This is a genomic window from Rhizobium sp. Leaf321, from assembly GCF_001423215.1.
GTDB lineage: Bacteria > Pseudomonadota > Alphaproteobacteria > Rhizobiales > Rhizobiaceae > Neorhizobium > Neorhizobium soli.
In genome coordinates, this window is the sequence record NZ_LMOF01000005.1 from 429,915 (window position 1) to 451,467 (window position 21,553).

Annotated in this window: 20 protein-coding genes; 10 read left to right on the plus strand and 10 right to left on the minus strand. The window is 59.4% G+C overall.

All coding sequences use genetic code 11. From position 1 onward, the window contains the following. Window position 1 precedes the first annotated feature (1 nt). The 5 genes from ASF70_RS05650 to zwf form a co-directional block, all read right to left on the minus strand. Window positions 2–1,621 carry an ABC transporter substrate-binding protein gene (locus ASF70_RS05650; RefSeq protein ID WP_082471786.1) on the minus strand — a complete coding sequence of 540 codons (1,620 nt, stop codon included), beginning with the start codon at window positions 1,619–1,621 and terminating at the stop codon, window positions 2–4. Window positions 1,622–1,699: 78 nt separating this feature from the next. Further along, window positions 1,700–3,130, minus strand: coding sequence for a M20 family metallopeptidase (locus tag ASF70_RS05655; protein WP_062578133.1), 1,431 nt, complete (start codon window positions 3,128–3,130; stop codon window positions 1,700–1,702). Between the two features lie 26 nt (window positions 3,131–3,156). Continuing rightward, window positions 3,157–4,965 carry a S9 family peptidase gene (locus tag ASF70_RS05660; protein WP_062578136.1) on the minus strand — a complete coding sequence of 603 codons (1,809 nt, stop codon included), beginning with the start codon at window positions 4,963–4,965 and terminating at the stop codon, window positions 3,157–3,159. After that, complete coding sequence (gene pip / locus ASF70_RS05665; RefSeq protein WP_062578434.1) at window positions 4,962–5,933, minus strand: prolyl aminopeptidase; 972 nt, start codon at window positions 5,931–5,933, stop codon at window positions 4,962–4,964. The genes ASF70_RS05660 and pip overlap by 4 nt, the downstream gene beginning before the upstream one ends. Window positions 5,934–6,282: 349 nt before the next feature. After that, window positions 6,283–7,794 carry a glucose-6-phosphate dehydrogenase gene (gene zwf / locus ASF70_RS05670; RefSeq protein ID WP_062578138.1) on the minus strand — a complete coding sequence of 504 codons (1,512 nt, stop codon included), beginning with the start codon at window positions 7,792–7,794 and terminating at the stop codon, window positions 6,283–6,285. A gap of 249 nt (window positions 7,795–8,043) precedes the next feature. Between zwf and ASF70_RS05675 the strand changes: the two genes are divergently transcribed. From ASF70_RS05675 to ASF70_RS05690, 4 genes are all read left to right on the plus strand, one after another. Continuing rightward, window positions 8,044–9,342: a Gfo/Idh/MocA family oxidoreductase gene (locus tag ASF70_RS05675; RefSeq protein WP_062578140.1), complete on the plus strand. Its 1,299-nt coding sequence runs from the start codon at window positions 8,044–8,046 to the stop codon at window positions 9,340–9,342. A 112-nt stretch (window positions 9,343–9,454) separates the two neighbouring features. After that, entirely contained in the window at window positions 9,455–9,892 is a 438-nt protein-coding gene (locus ASF70_RS05680) for a BA14K family protein (RefSeq protein ID WP_062578142.1), read from the plus strand. Between the two features lie 252 nt (window positions 9,893–10,144). Then, a complete protein-coding gene (locus ASF70_RS05685; RefSeq protein ID WP_062578144.1) occupies window positions 10,145–10,663 on the plus strand; it encodes a YidB family protein in 519 nt (172 codons plus the stop codon). Between the two features lie 48 nt (window positions 10,664–10,711). Then, window positions 10,712–10,960, plus strand: a complete 249-nt coding sequence (locus tag ASF70_RS05690; RefSeq protein ID WP_062578146.1) for a hypothetical protein — start codon at window positions 10,712–10,714, stop codon at window positions 10,958–10,960. A gap of 453 nt (window positions 10,961–11,413) precedes the next feature. Here ASF70_RS05690 and ASF70_RS05695 read toward each other — a convergent pair whose 3' ends face one another. After that, window positions 11,414–13,111: an FAD/NAD(P)-binding protein gene (locus tag ASF70_RS05695; RefSeq protein ID WP_082471787.1), complete on the minus strand. Its 1,698-nt coding sequence runs from the start codon at window positions 13,109–13,111 to the stop codon at window positions 11,414–11,416. Window positions 13,112–13,610: 499 nt separating this feature from the next. Here ASF70_RS05695 and ASF70_RS05700 point away from each other — a divergent pair, with 499 nt between their 5' ends. The 6 genes from ASF70_RS05700 to ASF70_RS23915 all read left to right on the plus strand — a co-directional run bounded on the left by ASF70_RS05700 (window position 13,611) and on the right by ASF70_RS23915 (window position 16,232). Continuing rightward, window positions 13,611–14,180, plus strand: a complete 570-nt coding sequence (locus ASF70_RS05700) for a type 1 glutamine amidotransferase domain-containing protein (RefSeq protein WP_062459496.1) — start codon at window positions 13,611–13,613, stop codon at window positions 14,178–14,180. Window positions 14,181–14,296: 116 nt separating this feature from the next. Further along, complete coding sequence (locus tag ASF70_RS05705) at window positions 14,297–15,373, plus strand: catalase family protein (protein ID WP_062578148.1); 1,077 nt, start codon at window positions 14,297–14,299, stop codon at window positions 15,371–15,373. Window positions 15,374–15,557: 184 nt separating this feature from the next. Further along, window positions 15,558–15,728: a hypothetical protein gene (locus ASF70_RS23900; protein ID WP_156461775.1), complete on the plus strand. Its 171-nt coding sequence runs from the start codon at window positions 15,558–15,560 to the stop codon at window positions 15,726–15,728. A gap of 14 nt (window positions 15,729–15,742) precedes the next feature. Then, entirely contained in the window at window positions 15,743–15,910 is a 168-nt protein-coding gene (locus tag ASF70_RS23905; protein WP_156461776.1) for a hypothetical protein, read from the plus strand. A 10-nt stretch (window positions 15,911–15,920) separates the two neighbouring features. After that, the gene (locus ASF70_RS23910; protein WP_156461777.1) at window positions 15,921–16,070 is read left to right on the plus strand and encodes a hypothetical protein; all 150 of its coding nucleotides are present in this window, start codon (window positions 15,921–15,923) and stop codon (window positions 16,068–16,070) included. Between the two features lie 24 nt (window positions 16,071–16,094). After that, entirely contained in the window at window positions 16,095–16,232 is a 138-nt protein-coding gene (locus ASF70_RS23915) for a hypothetical protein (RefSeq protein WP_156461778.1), read from the plus strand. A 54-nt stretch (window positions 16,233–16,286) separates the two neighbouring features. Here ASF70_RS23915 and ASF70_RS05710 read toward each other — a convergent pair whose 3' ends face one another. The 4 genes from ASF70_RS05710 to ASF70_RS05725 form a co-directional block, all read right to left on the minus strand. Further along, window positions 16,287–17,042, minus strand: coding sequence for a porin family protein (locus ASF70_RS05710; protein ID WP_062578150.1), 756 nt, complete (start codon window positions 17,040–17,042; stop codon window positions 16,287–16,289). Between the two features lie 189 nt (window positions 17,043–17,231). Continuing rightward, a complete protein-coding gene (locus tag ASF70_RS05715) occupies window positions 17,232–17,774 on the minus strand; it encodes an RNase H family protein (RefSeq protein ID WP_348270991.1) in 543 nt (180 codons plus the stop codon). 5 nt (window positions 17,775–17,779) lie between these two features. Next, a complete protein-coding gene (locus tag ASF70_RS05720; RefSeq protein ID WP_062578152.1) occupies window positions 17,780–18,391 on the minus strand; it encodes a TetR family transcriptional regulator in 612 nt (203 codons plus the stop codon). Window positions 18,392–18,417: 26 nt separating this feature from the next. Further along, entirely contained in the window at window positions 18,418–21,552 is a 3,135-nt protein-coding gene (locus ASF70_RS05725; protein ID WP_062578154.1) for an efflux RND transporter permease subunit, read from the minus strand. Window position 21,553 lies beyond the last annotated feature (1 nt).

The window sequence follows — 21,553 nt, forward strand, 5'->3', positions numbered from 1 at the left end:
CTTACTTGGAGGCCATATCGTAGTAGACGCGGAAACCGTTCCAGGTCCAGTTCTGAACCTTATCGCTGATGCCGAGGATGTTATACATCTGGAACATGATCGCCGACGGCCCCTGCTGCATCGTGTCCTTCTGCAGCTGGTAGTAGATCTGGTTGCGCTTTTCCGGATCGCCTTCGAGAAGCGCCTCCTTGATCCGCTTGTTGAAGTCTTCGTTCTGGTAGGCTGAGCGCCAGGCCGGAATCTGCGTCAGCTTGGCTTCCGGGCGGTTGTCCGGATTGTAGATCAGGCGCGAGGCGTTGCCGTGCGCATCCGGTACACTGGTCTGCCAGGCGAGCATTCCAGTCTGGAATTCGCGGCTACGAATACGGGCAAACAACTGAGAATTGGCCATGCGCTCAAGGTTCAGTTTAACCCCGACCTTGGAGGCGTTCTGCTGGATGCTCTGCGCGATCGGCGCCGAGTGCGGCAGCGTGCCGATCAGCACGTTTGCCTCGAAGCCATTGGGATAGCCGGCTTCAGTCAGAAGCGCCTTGGCCTTTTCGATATCGAGCTTGAAGGGCTGGCCTTGTTCGGCATCGAGCGCACCGGTGGCGCCGAGCTGTGCAAAGCTTGCACGCGGCACGCCGAGATATTTCATCACCGACTTGCCAAGGCCGTCATAGTCGATCAGGTACCGCATCGCGAGGCGCACCTTCTCGTCCTTGAAAACCGGATCGAGCGCATTGAAAGTCCAGAAAAACAGCTGCGGCTTCAGGACACGTTCGACCTTCAGGCCGGGCTTGCCGTCGAGATCGGCCAGATCGTCCGGCGACAGGTCGCGGGCGATATCGACGTCACCCTTCTGGAGAAGCAGGCGCTGGGTGCCCGGCTCGGCGACGTGGCGAATGAGCACGCGCTTGAGCTTGGCCGCCTTGCCGTAATAATCGTCGTTGGCCTGGAGTACGATGGATTCACCGGCATTCCATTGCACGAGTTTGTAAGGCCCGACGCAGGCGGTATTGGTGGCAAGATACTTGTTGCCGAAATCGCCGTTGACTTCGTTCTTGGTGAGCGTCGCCTGATCCAGCAGCGCCGAAACGCGGTTCGCGCCGATCGCCTGCAGGATGAGGTTGGTCGGATAGGGGTTGTCGAGCGTCAGGACCAGCGTGTTGTCATCCTTGGCGACGATCCGGTCCTTCACCGTGTCCTTGGTGAAACCGTATTCCGTCAGCGTCGCGGCGTTGCCGTAACCCAGCATCACGACGCGCTGCATCGACCAGGCGAGTTCCTTGGCTGTGGCGGCTTCGCCGCTCGGGAACTTCATGCCTTCATTGAGGTGGAAGGTGATCTGCTTGCGATCTTCGGACACGTCCCAGCTTTTCGCAAGCAGCGGTACGACCTTGGATTCATCCTTGGGGTCGAAGTCGACGAGGGAGTCACACGTGTTCTGCAGGAGCTCGTTGGTGACGACCTCGCCGACCTGAGCCGGATCGAACGTGCTGATCGCATCGACATTCCAGGCCATGACAAGTGCCGAAGCCGGCGTCGCAGCGTGGCCAGGCAGAGCAATCGAGGTGAGCAATGCGGCGGCAGTGGCGGCGGCAATCGCCTTCTTATGTTTGGCAAAGTGTTTCGTCATCATGCTTTCAGTTCCCCTTGTTTTTCGAATCTTGAACGCTGATTTGAGGCCGAGGGCTTTTCCGCCCCCGGCAGTTGGATCTCAGGCAGCCTCTTTCGGGCGTGGCTGAAGAGGCGGATTGACGTCTTCCGGGATCGGGCAGACGTATGCCGTCTTTCCCAGGCGCGCCTGATGATCGGCCTTGGCGGCTGCCAGCAGTTCCGCGTCCTCCAGAAGTTCGATCGCCGTGCCGGCCATCATCTTGGCGGCATGGGTCATGCCCTTGTGGGCGGCCGGCATCTTGCCCTGCGCCGTCACCTGCCAGGAATGACCCGGCGTGCCGATGGCAATCGTCGCCGTATGGGCCTGGACGGTCGGCATGATCCAGCTGACATCGCCGACATCGGTAGAACCGATCATCGGCTCGCCATGAACATCGAGCGGCACGATGAAATCGCATAGCGGCGTGTCCTCGCGGCGAGGCAGGCCGGTGCGCAGATAGGCGTTGTCGATATCCTCGTCGCTCAACGTCGCCTGGATTTCAGCGGCAAACGCCTTGTCGGCGGCGTCGAAAGGCACAGGGCCAAGCCGTTCGAGAATGCGCTGCATCGCCTCTTCCAGCGGCCGGTTGCCGAGCAGATTGGAGACCGCGCTCATGATGGAGATTTCGACCGTCGTGTCGGTCATCATCGCCGCACCATGTGCCACGCGCTTCACGCGTTCGTTGAGGTCGAGCATGCCCTTGAGGTCACGGGACCGGATGGCGTAACGCACGGCTGACTTCGCCTGCACGACGTTCGGCGCGATGCCGCCGGAATCGAGCATGGCATAGTGGATACGGCTGGATTCCGGCACGTGTTCGCGCAGGTAGTTGACGCCGACATTCATCAGTTCGACGGCATCGAGCGCCGATCGGCCGAGGTGAGGTGCTGCGGCGGCGTGCGAGGCGCGGCCGGTAAAGCGGAAATCCATGCGCGTATTGGCAAGCGACTGCGCGCGGGCGACTTCGGTGAAAGCATTCGGGTGCCAAGTAATCGCCGCGTCGACGCCATCAAAAGCACCTTCGCGTGCCATGAAGGACTTTGCCGCACCACCTTCTTCAGCCGGGCAGCCGTAATAACGCACACGGCCCGGGGTGCCGGATTTCTCCAGCCAATCCTTGATCGCCGTCGCGGCAAGCATGGCGGCCGAACCGAGGAGGTTGTGACCGCAGCCATGGCCGTGACCGTTGCCCGGCAGTGGTTTCGGCTCGGCAATCCCTGCCTCCTGGCTGAGGCCCGGAAGCGCATCGTATTCGCCGAGGATGGCGATGATCGGTCCACCCTCGCCCGCTTCGCCCATCACGGCCGTCGGAATGCCAGCGACATTCTCGGTGACCCGAAATCCCTGCTCGCGCAGCATGGCTGCGTGCTCGGCAACAGACGCATATTCGGTATAGGCGATTTCAGGCATTCCCCAGACGCGGTCGCTGAGCGCTTCGAATTCCGCCTTGTGTTCGTCGACGAGATCCCAGATCGGCTCGCTGTTCTGCATATCAAAACTCTCCAAGAAGGCTGCTGTTAAAGGTGTTTTTGTAGAAAACGGGCAAACGCGGAAAACACGGTGCGGCGGTTCTCCAGCCGGGCGAAACCATGCCCTTCATGGTCGATCCGCCGATAGTCGCAGTCATGTCCGAGGCCGCTCAGGCAGGAATAGACGTCTTCGCTTTGGCCCATCGGGACGCGCGGATCGCGGTTGGCATGGACGATCAGTAAGGGTGCCTTCATGCGGTCGATGCGGTTGATCGGCGAGAACCGCTCCAGTGCTTCGCGCATGACAGCCGGATCACCATACTCGGCAACCCGCTGCTGCCGTCCCCAGGGGCCGGTTGCGCGCAGATGGGTGAGGAAGTTTCCGACGCCGTAAAAATCCACGCCGAGCGACCAGAGGTCCGGATCTTCCGTCAACGCCGAAAGGACCATGAACCCGCCATAGGAGCGGCCGAACACGCCGATGCGATCGTCATCGACGTCGTCACGGGCACCGATCGCCAGCCTGATCGCCCGCAGATCGGACACGGTATCCATCCGGTTTTCGCGATCGTCGAGTTGATGGAAGGAGCGGCCATAACCGGTGCTGCCGCGAACGTTTGGCGCAACGACCATGACGCCCTGGCTCAGCAAGAACTGCACGTCGGCGCGAAAATCCGGACGCCACTGCATTTCCGGGCCGCCATGCACGATGAACAGCACGGGGTATCCCAGCAACGGAGGCGGCGATGCCGGAACGTAGACGCATGCCGGGATCAAGCGACCATCGAAGCTTTCAAAGCGCTCGACAACCGGTTCGACAAAGTCGCCGCCATCGAAGCCGTTCGTATGTGGCGCGACGAGTTGTTCGAACTGGCCAGTCGCGAGGTCGACCTTCCAGAGAGATGAGGGCTTCGACGCACTTTCCAGGGGGAAGACGAGCGACTGACCATCTGGCGTAAAGGCGACAGAGGTAATGACGCCGCTGGGTTGGTGGTCGAAACGGATTGAATTGCCACCATCGCGATCTGCGATGCCGATCCGGCTCCAGCCATCCTCGTTGACTAGGAAAGCGATGCGGTCCTGACCGGGAGACAGCGCCATCGCCTCGATATCGCAGCCTGAGAACTCCAGCACAGGCGTGGTCTCGCCGCCTTCGGCCGAAAACCTCGAGATGGCCATGAAGTCGCGATTCTGATCGCTGATTGTCAGTCCACCGGTGCCATCCTTGAAAAGCCGGGCGGCAAGATAGCGAGCCTTGCCGTCATGCGGCATCAGCGGCGCAAGAGAGCCGGTGGCGATATCGAGACGATAAATGTCCTGGTCGTTGCCGGAGCGCAGGGATTCGCGCAGCAGGAGCGACTGTCCGTCAGGCATAAACGCAAGAACTTCTCGCATGCCACTGCCGACATGGACAACCTTCGTTTCGCGGCTCGCGATGTCGGTGACGTGGACGTCCATGTCATAGGGTGAACGAGCGTTGGAAGTATACGCAATACGCGTTCCCTCAGGCGACCAGGCTCCCCAAAGATGCACCACGGTCGTGGCGGATGTCAGCGCAACAGGCTCTGCCGTCAGGTCCGTGAGCAGCCAGAGCTGATGACGCTCATCGCCGCCACAATCCATTGTGAAGAGGATTTGCGGTCCCTTCGGGTTGAAGGCAAAAGCCCCGATGGGTTCCGGCATTTCAGTCAGCTGACGTGCCTGCCCTCCCGCAAATGGACGGATCCAGATCTGGTGAAACCCGGTGGCGTCCGATAGGTATGCAAGCCACTGCCCATCAGGTGATACCGCCGGCGATTTGACGGAGCCGATCCCGATGAATGGCAGGATCGCGGATGCGTCGATCGTTCTCGTCATCGATGGTTATGCTCCAGATTGAGGTCTCGGTTGTCGGCCAGCTGGTGCGACAGCCTCTCGGAGGCGGCCTTGAGCTCGTCGAAGAGCGGGCCTTTGGTCGACTGGTGGTTGGCTTCCGTAACGATGGTGAAGCCGGCTTCGGGCCAGGCTCGATGCAGCCGCCACGCTGAAAGCATCGGCGTCACCGTGTCATAGCGGCCATGCACGATCTGGCAGGGAAGATGCCGGATGCGGTCGATATCGACGAGCAGCTGCCCCGGCTTCAGAAACGCACCGTTGACGCAGTAGTGGGTGAAGATGCGGGCGACGGCGAGGGCCGCCTTGGGATCCATTAGGGCGGCGACATGGGCAGGATCCGGCAGGAACGTCTGCGTCTTCGCTGAAAAGCCGCGGAGGCTCAGTGCGGCGGCGGCTTCCACCTGCGGGTTTCCGCTCGTCAGGCGGCGGTGGTATGCCGATAGCAGGTCACCGCGTTCGTTTTCCGGAATGAAGTCCGCGAACTCCTCCCATTCCTCGGGAAAGATCGAGCGGACACCGTTAAACCACCAGTCGATATCGTCCGGGCCGGCCAGGAAAATTCCGTGCAGGCGAAAGCCGAGGCACCGTTGCGGATACGCCTGTCCATAGGCAAGTGCCAGGCAGCTGCCCCAGGAACCGCCGGCGACCACCCACCGTTCGATACCGAGCGCCGTGCGGACACCCTCAATATCTTCGATGAGCGCATCGGTCGTGTTTCCGGTAAGCTCGGCATGAGGGGTAGATTTCCCTGCGCCCCGCTGATCGAAAGTGATGATGCGGAACGCAGAGGCATCGAATGTCTTGATCTGCTGTGGCGAGATGCCGGCACCTGGCCCTCCATGCAGGATGACGACCGGAACACCGTCTTTGCTCCCGAATTCCTCGACATGCAGGACATGCATTTCGTCAGCTTGCACGAGATAGGTAAGGGGCTGTTGGCTTTGAGGCATTTCGATAAGCACCACGACAACGTCCGATATGCATAAAATTTATGCATGTATAAGATTTAATCATGATGTCGCGGAGAGACAGACACGTCCAATGAAAATTGGTGATGGCCCATTCCAAAGCGGAATAGTTTTACCTCGTAAGTCTCGTGAGAAGCTGTCCTTCAACTGCGAGCACTAACGGAATTGGTCCCGTTGTGGCTGCCTCGGCCGCTACCCGCCACTCATCGTATCAACAGGATGGGTTCATCGCGCACGGCATTTGATAACTTCGAAAAATTTCGAAGACCTGTGGAAAACAAAAACCAGTCGGGCTTCTAGACACCGACGGTCTTCACACAAAATCACCGCTTCACTTCCTCTGATGCAGCACCACCCCGAGTTCATGCCACTCACGACCGTCTTTGCGGATAAGGTCATCGGCCGAGGCTGGGCCCATGCTGCCGGGGGCGTAGGGTTCTGGAACCGAGCCGTCTTCTACCCAGGCGTCCAGGAAAGGCTGGACGGCAGCCCATCCGGCTTCGATGCTGTCGGCGCGTTGAAACAGCGCCTGATCGCCGATGAACAGGTCGTAGATCAGGGATTCGTAGCCCGTCGTGTTGCCGATGTCGAACCTGTCGGAATAGCGGAAATCCAGCGTCACCGGCACCGTCTCGACGGATTGGCCGGGGCGTTTGATCGAGATTTCCATGCTCATCCCTTCATCCGGCTGAACCTGGATGACGAGCCGGTTGGGCGGCAGACGACGCGTCACGTCCGTTTCGCGAAACTGGGCAAATGGGACCTTGTTGAACGTGATGACGATTTCCGTGTCGCGGGCGGTCAAAGCCTTTCCCGTCCTCAAGTAGAACGGTACACCGGCCCAGCGCCATGTGTCGGCATAAAGCTTGAGGGCCACATAGGTTTCGGTCCGACTGTCGGGCGCGACATCCTTGGTGTCCCCGTAGGCTGACAACGACTTGCCGCCGAGATCGCCCGAACCATAGGCGCCGCGCACGCTGTTTGCGGCAGCCTCTTCAGCCGAATAGACACGCAGCGCTTTCAGCACCTTGCCCTTCTCGTTTCTAATAGCCTCGGCATCGAAACTGTTCGGGGGTTCCATCGCGATCATGGCCAGCAACTGGAACAGGTGGTTCGGAACCATGTCGCGGAGAGCGCCTGTCGCATCGTAGAATTTGCCGCGACTGCCGACATCGACAACCTCCGCCGCCGTGATCTGAACGTGGTCGATATAGGTGTTGCTCCACAGGCCCTCGATGATCATGTTGGCAAAACGGGCCGTCATCAGGTTCTGCACAGTCTCCTTGCCGAGAAAATGATCCAGCCGGTAGACCTGGGTTTCCTCGACATTCGACAATATACGGGCATTGAGAGCCTTCGCCGAGGCAAGATCGGTCCCGAAGGGTTTCTCGATCGCGACGCGCCGGAAGCATGTCTCGGTTTCCTGCATCAGGCCATGCACTGCCAGCTTCTCGACGATCGGTCCGAACAGAACGGGCGGGACGGCGAGGTAGAAAGCAGCATTCGCCGTCGATCCAAGCCGCGTTTCAATCGCCTTATAGATATCGTCCCTGGTGAAATCGCCGCTCATATAGGAAATGCGGGATCGCAGACTGAACCAGGCGTCGTCTTTGCGGGTCGGCTCTTCGCCGTCTGGGCTGAGATGGGTGAGGAACTCATCGAGCCGACCGCGCAGAAATTCGTCGTCGCCTTCATCGATCCCGACACCGAGGATAGCGAGATCGTCTCCGACCAGGCCGCTGCGTGTCAGATTGATGATCGCCGGAATGAGCAGGCGACGCGTCAGGTCGCCGGTGGCGCCGAAGATGACGAGAGTAACGGGCGGTGCTTTTTTCGGGATCACGCATAGCTCCTTCCATGAGGTCCTTACGGGGATATAGGCTTCTCGGTGCAACCAGCAATTCTTGGAAGGGAAATAGAGGCAAGTTGCGAGAAGGGTCGGCGTCGCGACGACTTGGCATGCCCGCCCGGCCGATTACTTACACCGTACCCGCATACCCAAGCCATATTCCGCATCCAGCAAACGCGGAATGCAAAGGAACATCCGCGAAACGGCGTTGTTTGTGAGGCGGCGAGCAATTTGGAGACCGGCATGGATCAGGCAAGCGCTTTCAACAGACGCAATCTTCTGAAACTTGGAGCCGCGGGCGCAACGGGGGTGGTGTTGTCCACGACGGTTGCCGGCGCTCAGAGCTACCCCGCACCGACGCAGGTGGACACCGGCATGGTCGAGGACGGCAAGGTCAAGTTCCCGGAATGGCGCGGGCCCGATGAGACCCCGAGCGGAAACCCGTCAGCGCCGCTTCCTCTGGAAGATAGGGTCGGCTTTGCGGTCGTAGCTCTCGGTCGTCTCAGCCTCGAAGAAATACTACCCGCCTTTGGCGAAACGAAAAAATCGAAACTCGTGGCGCTCGTGTCCGGAACGCCGGAGAAGCTATCGGCGGTCGCGCGGCAATACGGAATCACCGAGGATGCCTGTTACGATTACGAGAGCTTCGACGCCATCAAGGCCAATCCGGACATCAAGGCCGTCTACATCGTTCTGCCCAACAGCATGCATCGCGAATATGTCGAACGGGCAGCGCGGGCAGGCAAGCATGTCCTTTGCGAGAAGCCAATGTCGATCAGCTCGGCGGACGGGCAGGAAATGGTCAAGGTTTGCGAAGAGCAGAACGTCAAGCTGATGGTGGCCTACCGCATCCAGTACGAAGCCGCCAACCTCTACCTCGCCGAAAAAGTCCGCAGCAAAGCCTATGGCCGCCTTGTCGGCATGTCCGCGATCAACGTTCAGACGGTTGCCGAAAACGGTGCCGAGCAATGGCGGCACAAGAAGGCTCTTGCCGGTGGCGGATCACTGCCTGACATTGGGCTTTACTGCCTGAACACCGCACGCTTCCTCACAGGTGAGGAACCGGTCGAAGTCATGGCGACGCAATACAGCCCCGAAGGTGACCCGCGCTATGCCGAGGTCGAGGAAACGGTCTCGTTCACCTTGCGCTTCCCATCCAATTTCATCGCCAACTGCTTCACCAGCTATGGCGCGCGAGACGACAAGCATCAGCGGCTCAATTTCGAAAAGGCCACGGTGGATATGGCGAACGCCTACAAATACGACGGCCAGAGCCTGACTGTCACCGAACTGGACGGCGAAAAATCCGTGCAGAAAAAGGTCGAGATCGCGCTCAACAACCAGTTTGCGGCCGAGATCGACCACATGGCGACCTGCATCATCGAGGACCGCAAGCCACGAACGCCCGGCGAGGAAGGCGTGCAGGATCATGTTGTGATGGAAGCAATCTACGAGTCAGCGCGATCGGGAGCGCCCGTGAGGCTCCAGGCCCCAGACCGACTCGATGCCTTCCGCGGACCACCAGCTGCGGTCGAACTCTGACACCGGTGTTTGCGCAAACGCTTGTGTCGTGGACGTGTTCACAAGTTCAACCAGCGCTCTACCCATACGGGAGATTCGCCCTATCTCCGTTTTACAACAATGAAAGAGACAGATGAAAAAGCTCGCAATTATAATCATTTCGATCATGACCGCGTTTACCGGATACGTGCCCGCGCAGGCCATGCCGAAGGCAGCGATTACCGCGGCTGCACCGGCGGCTGACGTCCAGCAGGTCCAGTACCGCAACGACAACCGCCGTTACGTCCCCCGTGGCGAGCGTCGATACAACAATCGCTATGATCGTCGTGACCGCTATGATCGCCGCAACCGTTACAGCAACCACCGCCGCCATGACCGTCGCTACGACAACCGTCGTCGCAGCAACACCGGCGCCATCATCGGCGGCTTGGCTGCAGGTGCCCTCATCGGTGGTGCGATCGCTTCGCAGAACCGCAACGGCAGCAGCAGCTGCGCAGCGCGTTACCGCTCGTATCGCGCTTCGGACAATACCTACCAGCCAAACTCGGGCCCACGCCGGGTTTGCCGCTAACATCATCACCGGTGCGTAAATGAGAGACCCCGCCAGCAATGGCGGGGTTTTCGTTTTTTTGGGCTACGGCAGTGGATTGGCGGCCGCATCAACTCACCTTAGGAGTTATTCAGACCCGCCCCGAACCCTCTCCCCGCAGCAAATGTTCGGCCAACGGGTTCCCGTGCAGGAACCTCGCCGCCGACTGGTCGTTTGCTTTGCATGAAGCCTTAACGCCATCCCGGCTATGGCTGCGAAATCGAGGAGAACACCATGGCAAGCGGTCAATTGAAAGCACTGCTCGGCGTACTCGCCGTTGCTGGATTTCAGAACAGGGACAAAATCGCAGAGCTCCTAAGGGGCGTGAACAAGACCCAACCGGCTGGAGCGAACACCGCTCCGGAGACCAATCCCCGGCAGACAAGTGGCCTTGAGGATCTGCTCGGCAAGCTTACGGGCGGCAAGGAAGCAGGCGGCCTTGGCGGAATTCTGGGAGGACTTGCGTCAGGAGGTGTCTTGAGTGGTGGTCTGGGTGACCTCCTGAAAACCTTCCAGCAGAACGGATATGGTCAGAAGGCCGAATCTTGGGTCAAGCCCGGATCCAACGAGGATATAGATGGGGATCAGCTTGCCGAAGCGATCGGACCCGAAGTTCTCGATGAACTGGCAGCGAAAACAGGACTGTCGCGAGATGAGATACTTTCGCGGCTGAGCAAGGATCTTCCCCGCGCGGTCGATGAGCTGACCCCGGATGGCAAGGTCCCCGCAGACGACCCAACATCGACAGTGTGATTGGAAGGGGCACCATCCCTTCATCCTCAAGCAAAACGGTAGATCCCTATGAAACTTTCAGACGATGCGCGTTCCATCCTGGTGTTTGCGGCCTATCATCAACTCCTCAGCGGTGACCCCGTAAAGGAAGTCGTTCTGGACGATGGTGCTGGTCATCACGCAAGCTCGAAGGGCCAGGCAGAACTCGAAGACGGCGGCCTCATCCGTATCGACGGAAAAAGAGCGGAGATTACCGACGAAGGTCAAAACGTTCTCGCGACAGTCATCGATGCCATTCGAAACGCCACAGCCGGCTGAAGCAGAGAATAAGCTCAGCGTTTGAGGGCCTGGTTTTCTTCGACCAGCCGACTTCCATCTCAAGAAACAAGCCTCTGCTCTCAGGAATGAGACAGAGGCTTCGTTGCGTTCCCCTTCGGTCAGTCCTGAAGGTTTCTCGTCCGACACGCATCTTAGGGGAGCCCTGCTGCTCGTCATCCGCAGGTCCGGGTCACAGCCGAGAGATTGCCGGCCACGCTGACGCCGGTCGGCGCGATCGTGCTGTTATGATGCCACAGTACGTCATTGCTCAAGGTTGTAAGCGTGCCTCTCCGCTGCCGCCTAGCTAGAGTGGTTTCAGTTGGCATAATCAAAAACCCCACACCGTCAGCGAGAACCGCGTATGGTCTAGGTGAGCAGGCATTGAAAAAGAAATCCCGCCTCGAGAGGCGGGATTATCACTTCAGTCGCCCAACGCTCACTAGCACGCAGATCCTACGCTGCGATCTCACCCGGCGCCTGTGCGCGGGCGGATGACCTGACGCGGCGGCTGCGGACCGGTCTTGTCACCTCGGCAATGATGGAGGCTGCAACGATCTGTCCGAGTTCGGCAGCACTTGTGATGCCCTGAATGAACGGACGTTTGTGCAGAAGATATGAGACAGCCGGGACGTACAGTCGCCTCACCGGTCGCACGCCCGCGATCAGCGGTCGGCACTGGTCGTCCACGTCAATCCCGCCCGTACGGCGGTGATTGCCAATGGCTGTCATCGTCTTTGCCTCGGATATCAGCCCTCGTTCTATGAGGGATGGGAATGGCAGGTCGGTCGCCGACAGAGTTTTCTGGCCCGTGGCGTCGATAAACGTATCGAAGCGCATGGTCGTACCGGCGATTCCGACAGTAGCGCCCCGTTCCAAACCTTCTTTCACGATCTCCGAGTCATCGCCAAGGGCGACGATACCAAGACAACCGCTCCGATGAAGCGCAAGTAGTCGCTCGATCGACAGGTGCGGAACGGTCGCATAGTCGTCGGCGAAAATGCTCTTGAAGTTCCGGTTGAACCGGCCAAGGTCGTCGGCGTTCATAAAGCCGACCGCCGTCTCGATGATCTCATGGGTAATAAGAATAGCGTAGCGCCACGGAACGGTGTGCTTCTGGGCATAGTTCCGCTTGGCTTCGGCAAGGTTAGACGCCGCCCATTCGAACGGGTCTTCCTTGTCGCGAACCCCGCAATACGCAACGGCGAACGTGTCGACAGTCAAGCCGTCTAGACCGATGGCCTTGGAATAGTCCGGATCGGCAACAGCAAGTTCCTGGCGAAACAGCTCGAAAATGTCATCGAGCAGTCCGCTGCTGCCAAGCGCGATGCGGTCATCGACCGCCTGCTGCGTGCAGATCTTCGGCGCAAGATAGGGGATCGGAAAATAGAAATCGGCTTCGGGAAGAAGACCCTTGCGCGACATCATCACGATATCAAGAGCCTGGCCGTCCGCGTTGACGGAGTACTTAAGTTCGCCACCCTTGCTTTTGGTGAATTCACCGAACTTGGTTGCGACCGTCATGACGGCATCGATCGCACTCAGCGAAGTCCCCAAAATTCCGATCTTGCCGCTCGGGATGCTCTGCAATGCGGTCGCGGGCCATGGCGCCTCAAAGAAGCCGGGCGACGTCTCAGGTTCGGACGGAAAGCTATGTCCTGTCGCAATGACGACGTAATCGAACAGCGCCTCTGCGCCGCCGTTTTCAGGGCTCAGGCACAATTTGAACTGATCACCGACAGGCTGAACGTCGTCGACGGATGCGTTCTCAAACACGTCGACCGTATGCCTGGAGGCCCGCGATGCGTCTATGATCGCGTCGAACTGAGATCTGAAATAATCGCCAACCACGACACGCGGATAGAATGCACGGTCTGTGATTTCCGAGCGAGCAACACCAATCTCGTTCAGGTACTCGTCGGACTGGAGTGCCAGCCAGTCGTGGAGCATCACCGGCAGAGCCGGAACCTCGATGCTCGGTATATTCGACAGCATCGCGAGGTCGTTGATGCCCCGCTGGTAGGGTGTTCCCTTGCCGGCGACGTCGGTTCGCTCGAAAATTGCAATATCCAGAGAGGCGCTGCATTTCACAAGGTCCTGCAGTGCGAATATGGCTGTCGGACCCGATCCAATAATGGCTACGCGTTTACGCATCTAAATCTCCTGCCCCGCGGAAAGCGGCGCACATTGACAGAACAACCGACATCGAAAGATGTTCCCCATCTGTCCAGACTGAGCAAACAGCAACGAGCCGGATTTCACCCTGGCTGATATGGGGATTTCTCCGCGAACTGCGATGTCCCGCGTGCCTTCGTGTCGTGTCGGTCCGCTACCGTACAGGCGCAATATGTTGATGAGGCGCTCAACGAGTCCCATGTATTGGGGAAGCAATCACAGAGATGGATACGATGGTTTCAAGGATCAGGACAACGCTGACCATGGGCGAACGCGCGGCCGCCTTCGAGCACACCAATGCCGTTGCGCGCGAGACTGCAGATGACGAACGGCGACGTCGGGAGGAAAAAAGCGAGCGCCTCCGGAAACTTCGACTGGCGGCAGAGCAAGGTGACAAGTCGAAGTGTTCGGCTGGATGAAACTTTTCATGCCAACCGTCATTAACGCTCCTCCACATCAAGAAAAGTGAGGAAACACGATGACCCTTCAAGGCAAAAAAATCGCCATTCTTATTGCTCCGCGCGGCACTGAAGAGCCCGAGTTCAAGCAGCCGAAAGACGCGGTCGAGGCAGCCGGTGCAACGGTCACTGTCATCGGCCTTGAAAGCGGCGAGGCCCAGACGAACAACAACGACCTCGACGCCGGGAGCAGCTATACCGTTGACAAGACGGTCAGTGATGTTTCGGCTGACGAGTTCGACGGCCTCGTCATTCCGGGCGGATGCGTGGGCGCCGACAAGCTGAGAGCCGACAAGGCGACGATCGCCTTCGTGCACGCATTCTTCCAGCAGGCAAAACCCGTGGGCGTCATCTGTCATGCACCGTGGCTTCTCGTCGAAGCAGACGTCCTGAATGGCCGGACGGTGACATCGTATCCGACAGTTCGCAAGGACATTGAGAACGCTGGTGGCATCTGGGTCGACAAGGAAGTTGTTGTCGACAAGGGGCTCGTGACGAGCCGCACCCCGAAGGATTTGCCGGCTTTCTGCGCGAAGATCGTCGAGGAATTCGAAGAGGGCAAACACCCACAGCAGGCCCGTAGCGCCTGAGTGACTACTCGGGATGCGGCTCCCCGATGGGCCGCATCCTCAGCCGGCGAGCATATTAGCTTGAGCTGGAACCAGAAGCACTATTCTGGCGTTTTTCGATTTTGAAGGAGCGCCAGATGATTGCAGCCACGCCCGTCCGTTATTCCCCAGACCTCGAAACAGTCAAACCTGATGAGCGCGAGACGATCTCGGGTCTAATCGATCAGTTCGACATCATTCTTGAAAAGACTGCCGAGGATTACGGCCATGCCGTTCGGTCCGTGCACGCAAAAGCACACGGCATTCTTGAGGGTACAATGACCGTCAAGGACGGGCTGCCGCCCGAGTTTGCGCAAGGTCTGTTTGCCAAACCGGGCGAACATCCGGTCTACATGCGTCTTTCCACAAACGCCGGCGACATCTTGCCCGACGCTGTTGCTCTTCCACGCGGGTTGGCGATCAAGGTTGTCGGCGTCGAGGGTACCCGCCTGCCTGGCGCGGACGGCAATAACCAGGACTTCGTGATGGTCAACGGCCCGATCTTCCAGACGCCGGATCCGAAGAAATTTCTCTCCAGCCTCAAGCTCCTTGCCAAGACCACGGACAAGCTGGAAGGCACAAAGACCGTGATGTCCAGCGTGCTTCAGACCGTCAACAAGGGCCTCGAAGCCGTCGGCGTGACGAGCCCCACCATTCAGTCGCTCGGCGGCGCGCCGAATGTCGATCCGCTCGGCGAGACCTATTTCAGTGTCACGCCGTTCCGCTATGGTGACTACGTCGCGAAGTTCCGCGTGAAGCCGATCTCACCGGATCTGACCAAGCGCACCGGAACCGAAATCGATGCCAGCGTCCGCGAGAACGCCATCCGTGAGACGGTCCAGGCGGAAATGCAGGAAACGCGAGGCCTGTGGGAATTCCAGGTCCAGCTTTGTCGCGATATCGAAGCGCAACCGATCGAGGATCCGACCGTAGAATGGAAGGAAGACGAAGCTCCGTTCGTGACCGTTGCAACTTTGAGCGCCGCTCCGCAGGATAGCTGGAGCGACGCCAAGGTGCAGAAAGTCGACGAGCAAATGCGGTTCAGCGTCTGGACCGGCCTTGCAGATCACCAGCCTCTCGGCGGCATCAACCGGGCACGTAACGAAACCTACCGCCACTCTGCCGACTTCAGAGCCAAGTTCAACGGCTGTCCGTTCCACGAACCGCAGCAGTAAACGCAGGGTAAACACCGGATTTCGGCGAGATCGACGTCTCGCCGAAATTTTGCGTTTAAATTTCAAAAGAAGGCGGCACTGGCGGATATGCCGTACGGATTGTCCTCACATTCCGCTGCGCCTCGAAACGGCCGGAACTATGCGGCTCGCGGACTGTTCGCCTCCTTGAATGAAAGGAAATGCGATGAAGCCCGAAGATGAACCCAGTATCGACAAAATGAGAGACCCGCCTGAAGTCCGAAAGAAGAAGGGACTGTTAGGGCGCGGAGTGATCGTCGTGCTTGGCATATACGTGCTCGGCGCCTTCAGCCTGTATATCGCAATCGTCATCTACGGGCTCATGAGCTCGTCGTGACAGGACTGGAAGGAATGACCGTGAAGAACCCACCGGTTACCGAGGACGCCGACAAAACGCTGATCGAAAATGATGGGCACCAGCGCTTCAAGGAAAGCGTCGACACGACGCGTACTCCGGAGCAGGAACGCAAAGACGCCTCGGAGAAAACGGCTACGCCCGGATACGGCACAACCAAGTGAAAGGGCGCTGATGTCACAGAGCGGAAATCAAGGCCCGGACTGGTGGTTCGCCTGGCTGGGCCGGGACAACACAGGCACTGGCATGCTGCGGTTCCTGGCGCTGCCGCTGTCGTTCATCGTGGTGGTCGGAATTATGTTCTGGACCATCTGGCCATCGTGAATCTCTGACCAGAAGGAGAATAAAATGAGTGACGACAAAAAGACCGGAAGCGATGCGGATCGCACGAGCGAGAATGCCGACAAGGACCGTGAGGATTTGCTGAAGAAGGCCGAAAAAGGCCTTGAAGACGCCAAGGGCGAAAAGCCCGAGGGCGAGATCTGAAACGTCTCAAGCAGAATAGGTCTGGCCGGTCGCGAAACCGGCCAGACCCTCAGATCAAAACTGGCGACGCAGGCCGAATGTCACAGCATGGCTGCGGAAGTCGGTGCTCGACGTGGATCCGTCGCGGGCCTCGAAGTTGAAATCGTCGGCAGCTGTGAAACGATACCCGATATCGAACGTCGTGTTGTCGAACAGCGACGTGTTCGTGAACAGACCGATAGCCTGCAGATTGATGCCAACGCCGGCATCAAGGTGGTAGGCGAACTGGGTGTCGGAATCATCCATCAGCGTGCCGGTACCGGTTCCGCTGACGCCCTGCTTGCGCAGTTCCAGGTTCATGAAACCTGCACCGCCGCCAACGTAAGGCGTGATCGCGCTGACTGCGCCTTCAGCTGCAAGCGGGATATCGAGATAGCCGTTGACATAGCCCTGGAACGAGCGAGCGTCGCCGTAGGAGTCGATACCGCCAACGCCGCCAAATCCGGAAACGCTGTGTTCGTCGACAGACGCGCTGCCGTAACCAAGTTCAAGCTCGAGGCGCGGCGAAACGAAGCCCATCGATCCGAAGTTATAGCCGGCGCGCAGTGCGCTGTAGTAGCCGACATCATACTCGGTGGACACCGACGCGGCGCCGAAATCAAAGCCTGTATCGTCAAGGAAGTTTACGGAGCTCAGCGAACCAAAGTAAAAACCTGACGTCGCCGGTGCGGCAAGCGGAGTTTCCATGGGCGCGAGATCTGCGGCAGACACCGGGACTGCGATTGCCGAGGCGAGGAGAACGGTGGCCAGGGCTTTTGAGAGAGTGTTCATGACATATCCTTTAGTGGTCCGATGCCTGATCGGTGATTCAATCCACTATCAGAGTCGCGCTGTTTGCTAACGGAAAGAGCTAATAAAGATGATCTTGCAGTAGCGACTGCACAATCACAGTTGCAAGTCCGCCACATGACTTCTGTCATGTTCAGCAGGTCTTTCGCGCTCGGGAGCCGGCAACGTGCCTTATCCCCCCAAGGCGGATCTCGCTGCCGCATCGGCCAGGTCGTTTCCGGGGATCCCGGAATGCCCTTTGCACAATTGAATTGCTATAAGCGGGTTGCGCTCCAGGAGAGTGTCCAAGTCGCGCCAGACATCTGCATCCGGGATTGGCCGACGACGTTCGTGCGGGTTTGATCTTACCCGCTTCCAGCCGTTGCATCGCCAGATGAACCGCCATCGAAGACACCCTTCGACGACATGGGCGGAATCGGTCCATATCACCGCAGCCATTCCCGTCGCTTCGGCTTCAAGCCAAGACGCCGCGCGCATGACAGACAGCACCTCGAACGTATTGTTCGAGCTGCCGATCGTCGTCCCCGAGGCGACATGGATCTGCACGTCGCCTTTGAAAGCGACGATCGCCCAGCCGCCAGATCGGGAAGTGGCGTCGAACGAACCGTCGGTATAGACCTGGAAGATATCGGTCATCGGGGAAAGCATAGCATCGACAGATCCGGCGACAATGTCCACTTGCTTGACCGAGCCTGCCGATTTCTCCCCATCCATCACGATTAGCGCCTGAAGGTCGCGAACAGCTTTCGGACGCTGTCTCCGCCCAGGGTGACGAGGTCGAACTTCCGGCCAAACAGCAGCCACTCCCAGCAGATACCCTTCATCTGCCAGTGCACGGCGCGGCTGCACGCGGCAGGAGTCCACAAGGGTGACAGCTGTCCCTTGTCTTCAGCCTTGGCAAAGATGCGCTCCATGTTTTTAGTGTGCTCAGCGCTGAGGGCGTCCATCTCCTGCAGGACAGGTTCGAACTCATGTTCGAAGTTCGTTCTCAGAAGGATCGTGAGGAGCCGCTGACGCTGGACGTCGCTTGCGAGCATCCCAAACCAGTCGAGAGCAATGGTTTCCACCGCCGAGATCGGATCAGTATCCTCGCAACCCGAGCCGGCAGCGTCGCTCATGTCGACCCGGGGAAGCTGCGCCGCGTTGTAGAGTTGGAGGAACAGGTCGCTCTTGCTGGCAAAGTGCCAGTAGACCGCTCCACGTGTGACACCCGCGGCAGCCGCGATTTCGTCCAGAGTACTGTTGGCGACGCCCTTCTCGAAAAAAAGCTGCTCGGCTGCGGTCAGGACGGCACAGCGCGTCTCGGCCGCTTCGGCTTTCGTTCGTCTCATCCTTGTCCTCCTCTTCCCGCTCTCCCCTACTCCGCCGGTTCGGGAGCTGCCTTTTCTGCTTCGTGGTTCGGCTCCTTCACGCGGAAGACTTTCATCACGAAGACGAAGAACACGGGAACGAAGAAGATGGCCAGCAAGGTCGCCGAGATCATCCCGCCGAGCACGCCGGTGCCGATCGCATTCTGACTGGCAGCACTGGCACCAGTGGCAATTGCCATTGGAACGACGCCGAGGGTGAACGCAAGCGACGTCATCAGGATCGGGCGGAAGCGCAGATGCGCTGCCTCGACCGTCGCATCAAATGTGGAGCGGCCTTCGGCGCGGAGGTCCTTGGCGAACTCGATGATCAGAATGGCGTTCTTCGCCGACAGACCGATAATGGCGATCAGACCCACGAGGAAGTAGACGTCATTCGACATTCCCCGAATCATGACGGCCGCAACCGAACCGATGACCCCGAGCGGCACGACGAGCATGACCGAGATCGGGATCGACCAGCTTTCGTACAAGGCTGCCAGCAGCAGGAACACGAAGAGCACGCTGAGCGCGATCAGGGCGGGTGCCTGCGACCCCGACTGGATTTCCTGCAGCGACTGGCCGGTCCATTCGTAACCGAAACCGTTCGGCAGTTCGCCGGCAAGCCGTTCCATCTCGGTGATGGCGTCACCGGAGGAGAAGCCCGGTGCTGCCTGGCCGGCGATGCGGATCGACGGGTAGCCGTTATAGCCAACAACCTGCGACGGGCCCCGGACCCATTCGACCGACGCGAATGAGGCCATCGGCACCATGCCGCCATTGGCGTTGCGGACGTTGAGCCGCAGCAGGTCTTCTGTCTTCATGCGCTGCTTGCCGTCGGCCTGAACCTGCACGCGCTGCATGCGTCCCGCATTCGGGAAGTCGTTCACATAGGACGAGCCGAGGTTTGCGGTGATCGTCGAGTTGATGTCACCGAATGTGACGCCGAACGTGTTGGCTTTCTCACGGTCGATGAGGAGGTTCACCTGCGCCGCATCCGGCATGCCTTCGATGCGAACGCCTGCGAGAACCGGGCTCTTGGCAATTGCGGCCATCAACTGGTCGCGCGCCGCGCCAAGTGCCGTCTGGCCGTTGCCGGCACGATCCTGCAATCGGAAGGTAAAGCCGGACGAGTTGCCGAGACCCTGGATCGGCGGCGGCGATAGAGAGAACGCGATCGCATCGCGGATGCCGAAGATCTGGCCGTTGATCCTCTTTGCGATCGCATCAGCCGAATCCTCGGGACCGCGATCCGACCAGTCCTTCAGGGTGATGAAGGCGAGCGCGGCATTCTGGCCGCTGCCGGAGAAGGAATAGCCGTTGATGGCGATAATGCGCTCGACAGCCTTTTCACTGAGCGCGATCTTTTCGATCTGCGCGACGACCTCGGTGGTGCGGTCGGTGCTTGCCTCGGCCGGTGCCTGAACGTCGACGATCAGGAAGCCTTGGTCTTCGTTGGGCAGGAACGAGCTCGGCAGCTGCAGATAGGCCCAGCCGAGGCCGACCAGAAGCGCGACGTAGATGACCATGAAGCGACCGGATCGCTTGATGATGCCACCGACCGTGCGGGAATAGCCGTGCGAAGCCTTGTCGAAACCGCGGTTGAAAATGCCGAAGACGCCCTTCTTCTCGTGGTGATCGCCTTTGATCGGCTTGAGGAACGAACCGCACAGTGCGGGCGTGAGCGACAGGGCAAGGAAACCCGAGAACAGGATCGAGACCACCATGGTCAGCGAGAACTGCTGATAGATGATGCCGACCGCACCGGGGAAGAAGGCCATCGGGATGAACACCGCACTCAGGACGAGCGTGATGCCGATGATGGCGCCCGAAATCTGGCCCATCGCCTTGCGGGTCGCTTCCTTCGGCGACAGCTTTTCCTGCGCCATGATGCGCTCGACGTTTTCGACGACGACGATGGCGTCGTCGACGAGAATGCCGATCGCGAGCACCATCGCAAACATGGTGAGCACATTGATGGAGAAGCCGGAGACATACATCACCGCACAGGTGCCAAGCAGCGCCACCGGGACGACCAGTGTCGGGATCAGCGTGTAGCGGATGTTCTGAAGGAAGACGTACATCACCACGAAGACGAGGATCATCGCCTCGATCAGCGTATGGATGACCTTCTCGATCGAGACTTCCACGAACGGGCTGGTATCGTACGGGATCTCGTATTCGATGCCGGACGGGAAATACTGCTGCAGCTCGGTCATGACCGCGCGCACGCCTTTCGCCGTATCGAGTGCATTGGCGGTCGGCGACAGCTGGACGCCGATGGCAGCGCTTGGCTTGCCGTTGAGGCGGCTGGAGAAGTTGTAGCTTTCGCCGCCGACCTCGATGCGAGCGACATCGCGCAACCGCACCGACGAACCATCGGGATTGGCACGCAACACGATCGCTCCGAACGCCTCGGGATTGGTCAGCTGGCCCTGGACGTTGATGGTTGCGGAAATCTGCTGGCCGATTGGGTTCGGCGTCGCGCCGATACGACCGGCGGCGACCTGCGCGTTCTGGGCGCTGATCGCAGCCGTAACATCGGAGGCCGTCAGCTTGAGGCCGACCATCTTGTCGGGATCCATCCAGATCCGCATGGAGCGCTGGGTCGCGAACAACTGAGCACTGCCGACGCCGGGCACGCGGCGGATCTCGCCAAGCACGTTGCGGTTCAGATAGTCGCCGAGACCAATGACGTCAGTATTGCCGTCCGTGGAGGTCAGCGACACGACCATGAGGAACGATGTGCCTGCCTGCTCGACGCGCACGCCCTGCGATGTGACGGCGCCCGGCAGGCGGGGTTCGGCGCGGGCGATGCGGTTCTGCACCTCGACCTGCGCTTCGCCGATATTCGTACCGGGTGCGAAGGTGACGTTGATGGACACGCGGCCCGACGATTCAGACGTCGATTCGAAATAGATCAGCCCGGGAACGCCGTTCAGTTCTTCTTCGATCGGACGCGTCACGCCTTGGTAGATATCGTCTGGCGAAGCGCCGGGATAGTTGGTGGAGACGGTGATCTGCGGCGGCGCGACATTCGGATACTGCGCGATCGGCAGCATCGGAATTGTCAGCACGCCTGCGAGCATGATGAAGATTGCGACGACCCAGGCGAAGATCGGCCGGTCGATGAAGAAACTTGCCATG

Coding starts and splice junctions, on each gene's coding strand:
- ASF70_RS05685 (WP_062578144.1), top strand. CDS start 10,145: ATGGCAAGCGGTCAATTGAAAGCACTGCTCGGCGTACTCGCCGTTGCT.
- ASF70_RS05660 (WP_062578136.1), bottom strand. CDS start 4,965: ATGACGAGAACGATCGACGCATCCGCGATCCTGCCATTCATCGGGATC.
- ASF70_RS23900 (WP_156461775.1), top strand. CDS start 15,558: ATGAAGCCCGAAGATGAACCCAGTATCGACAAAATGAGAGACCCGCCT.
- ASF70_RS05710 (WP_062578150.1), bottom strand. CDS start 17,042: ATGAACACTCTCTCAAAAGCCCTGGCCACCGTTCTCCTCGCCTCGGCA.
- ASF70_RS05690 (WP_062578146.1), top strand. CDS start 10,712: ATGAAACTTTCAGACGATGCGCGTTCCATCCTGGTGTTTGCGGCCTAT.
- ASF70_RS05675 (WP_062578140.1), top strand. CDS start 8,044: ATGGATCAGGCAAGCGCTTTCAACAGACGCAATCTTCTGAAACTTGGA.
- ASF70_RS23910 (WP_156461777.1), top strand. CDS start 15,921: ATGTCACAGAGCGGAAATCAAGGCCCGGACTGGTGGTTCGCCTGGCTG.
- ASF70_RS23905 (WP_156461776.1), top strand. CDS start 15,743: ATGACCGTGAAGAACCCACCGGTTACCGAGGACGCCGACAAAACGCTG.
- ASF70_RS05720 (WP_062578152.1), bottom strand. CDS start 18,391: ATGAGACGAACGAAAGCCGAAGCGGCCGAGACGCGCTGTGCCGTCCTG.
- ASF70_RS05700 (WP_062459496.1), top strand. CDS start 13,611: ATGACCCTTCAAGGCAAAAAAATCGCCATTCTTATTGCTCCGCGCGGC.
- ASF70_RS05680 (WP_062578142.1), top strand. CDS start 9,455: ATGAAAAAGCTCGCAATTATAATCATTTCGATCATGACCGCGTTTACC.
- ASF70_RS05705 (WP_062578148.1), top strand. CDS start 14,297: ATGATTGCAGCCACGCCCGTCCGTTATTCCCCAGACCTCGAAACAGTC.
- ASF70_RS05655 (WP_062578133.1), bottom strand. CDS start 3,130: ATGCAGAACAGCGAGCCGATCTGGGATCTCGTCGACGAACACAAGGCG.
- ASF70_RS05725 (WP_062578154.1), bottom strand. CDS start 21,552: ATGGCAAGTTTCTTCATCGACCGGCCGATCTTCGCCTGGGTCGTCGCA.
- ASF70_RS23915 (WP_156461778.1), top strand. CDS start 16,095: ATGAGTGACGACAAAAAGACCGGAAGCGATGCGGATCGCACGAGCGAG.
- ASF70_RS05650 (WP_082471786.1), bottom strand. CDS start 1,621: ATGATGACGAAACACTTTGCCAAACATAAGAAGGCGATTGCCGCCGCC.
- pip (WP_062578434.1), bottom strand. CDS start 5,933: ATGCCTCAAAGCCAACAGCCCCTTACCTATCTCGTGCAAGCTGACGAA.
- ASF70_RS05695 (WP_082471787.1), bottom strand. CDS start 13,111: ATGCGTAAACGCGTAGCCATTATTGGATCGGGTCCGACAGCCATATTC.
- ASF70_RS05715 (WP_348270991.1), bottom strand. CDS start 17,774: ATGGATGGGGAGAAATCGGCAGGCTCGGTCAAGCAAGTGGACATTGTC.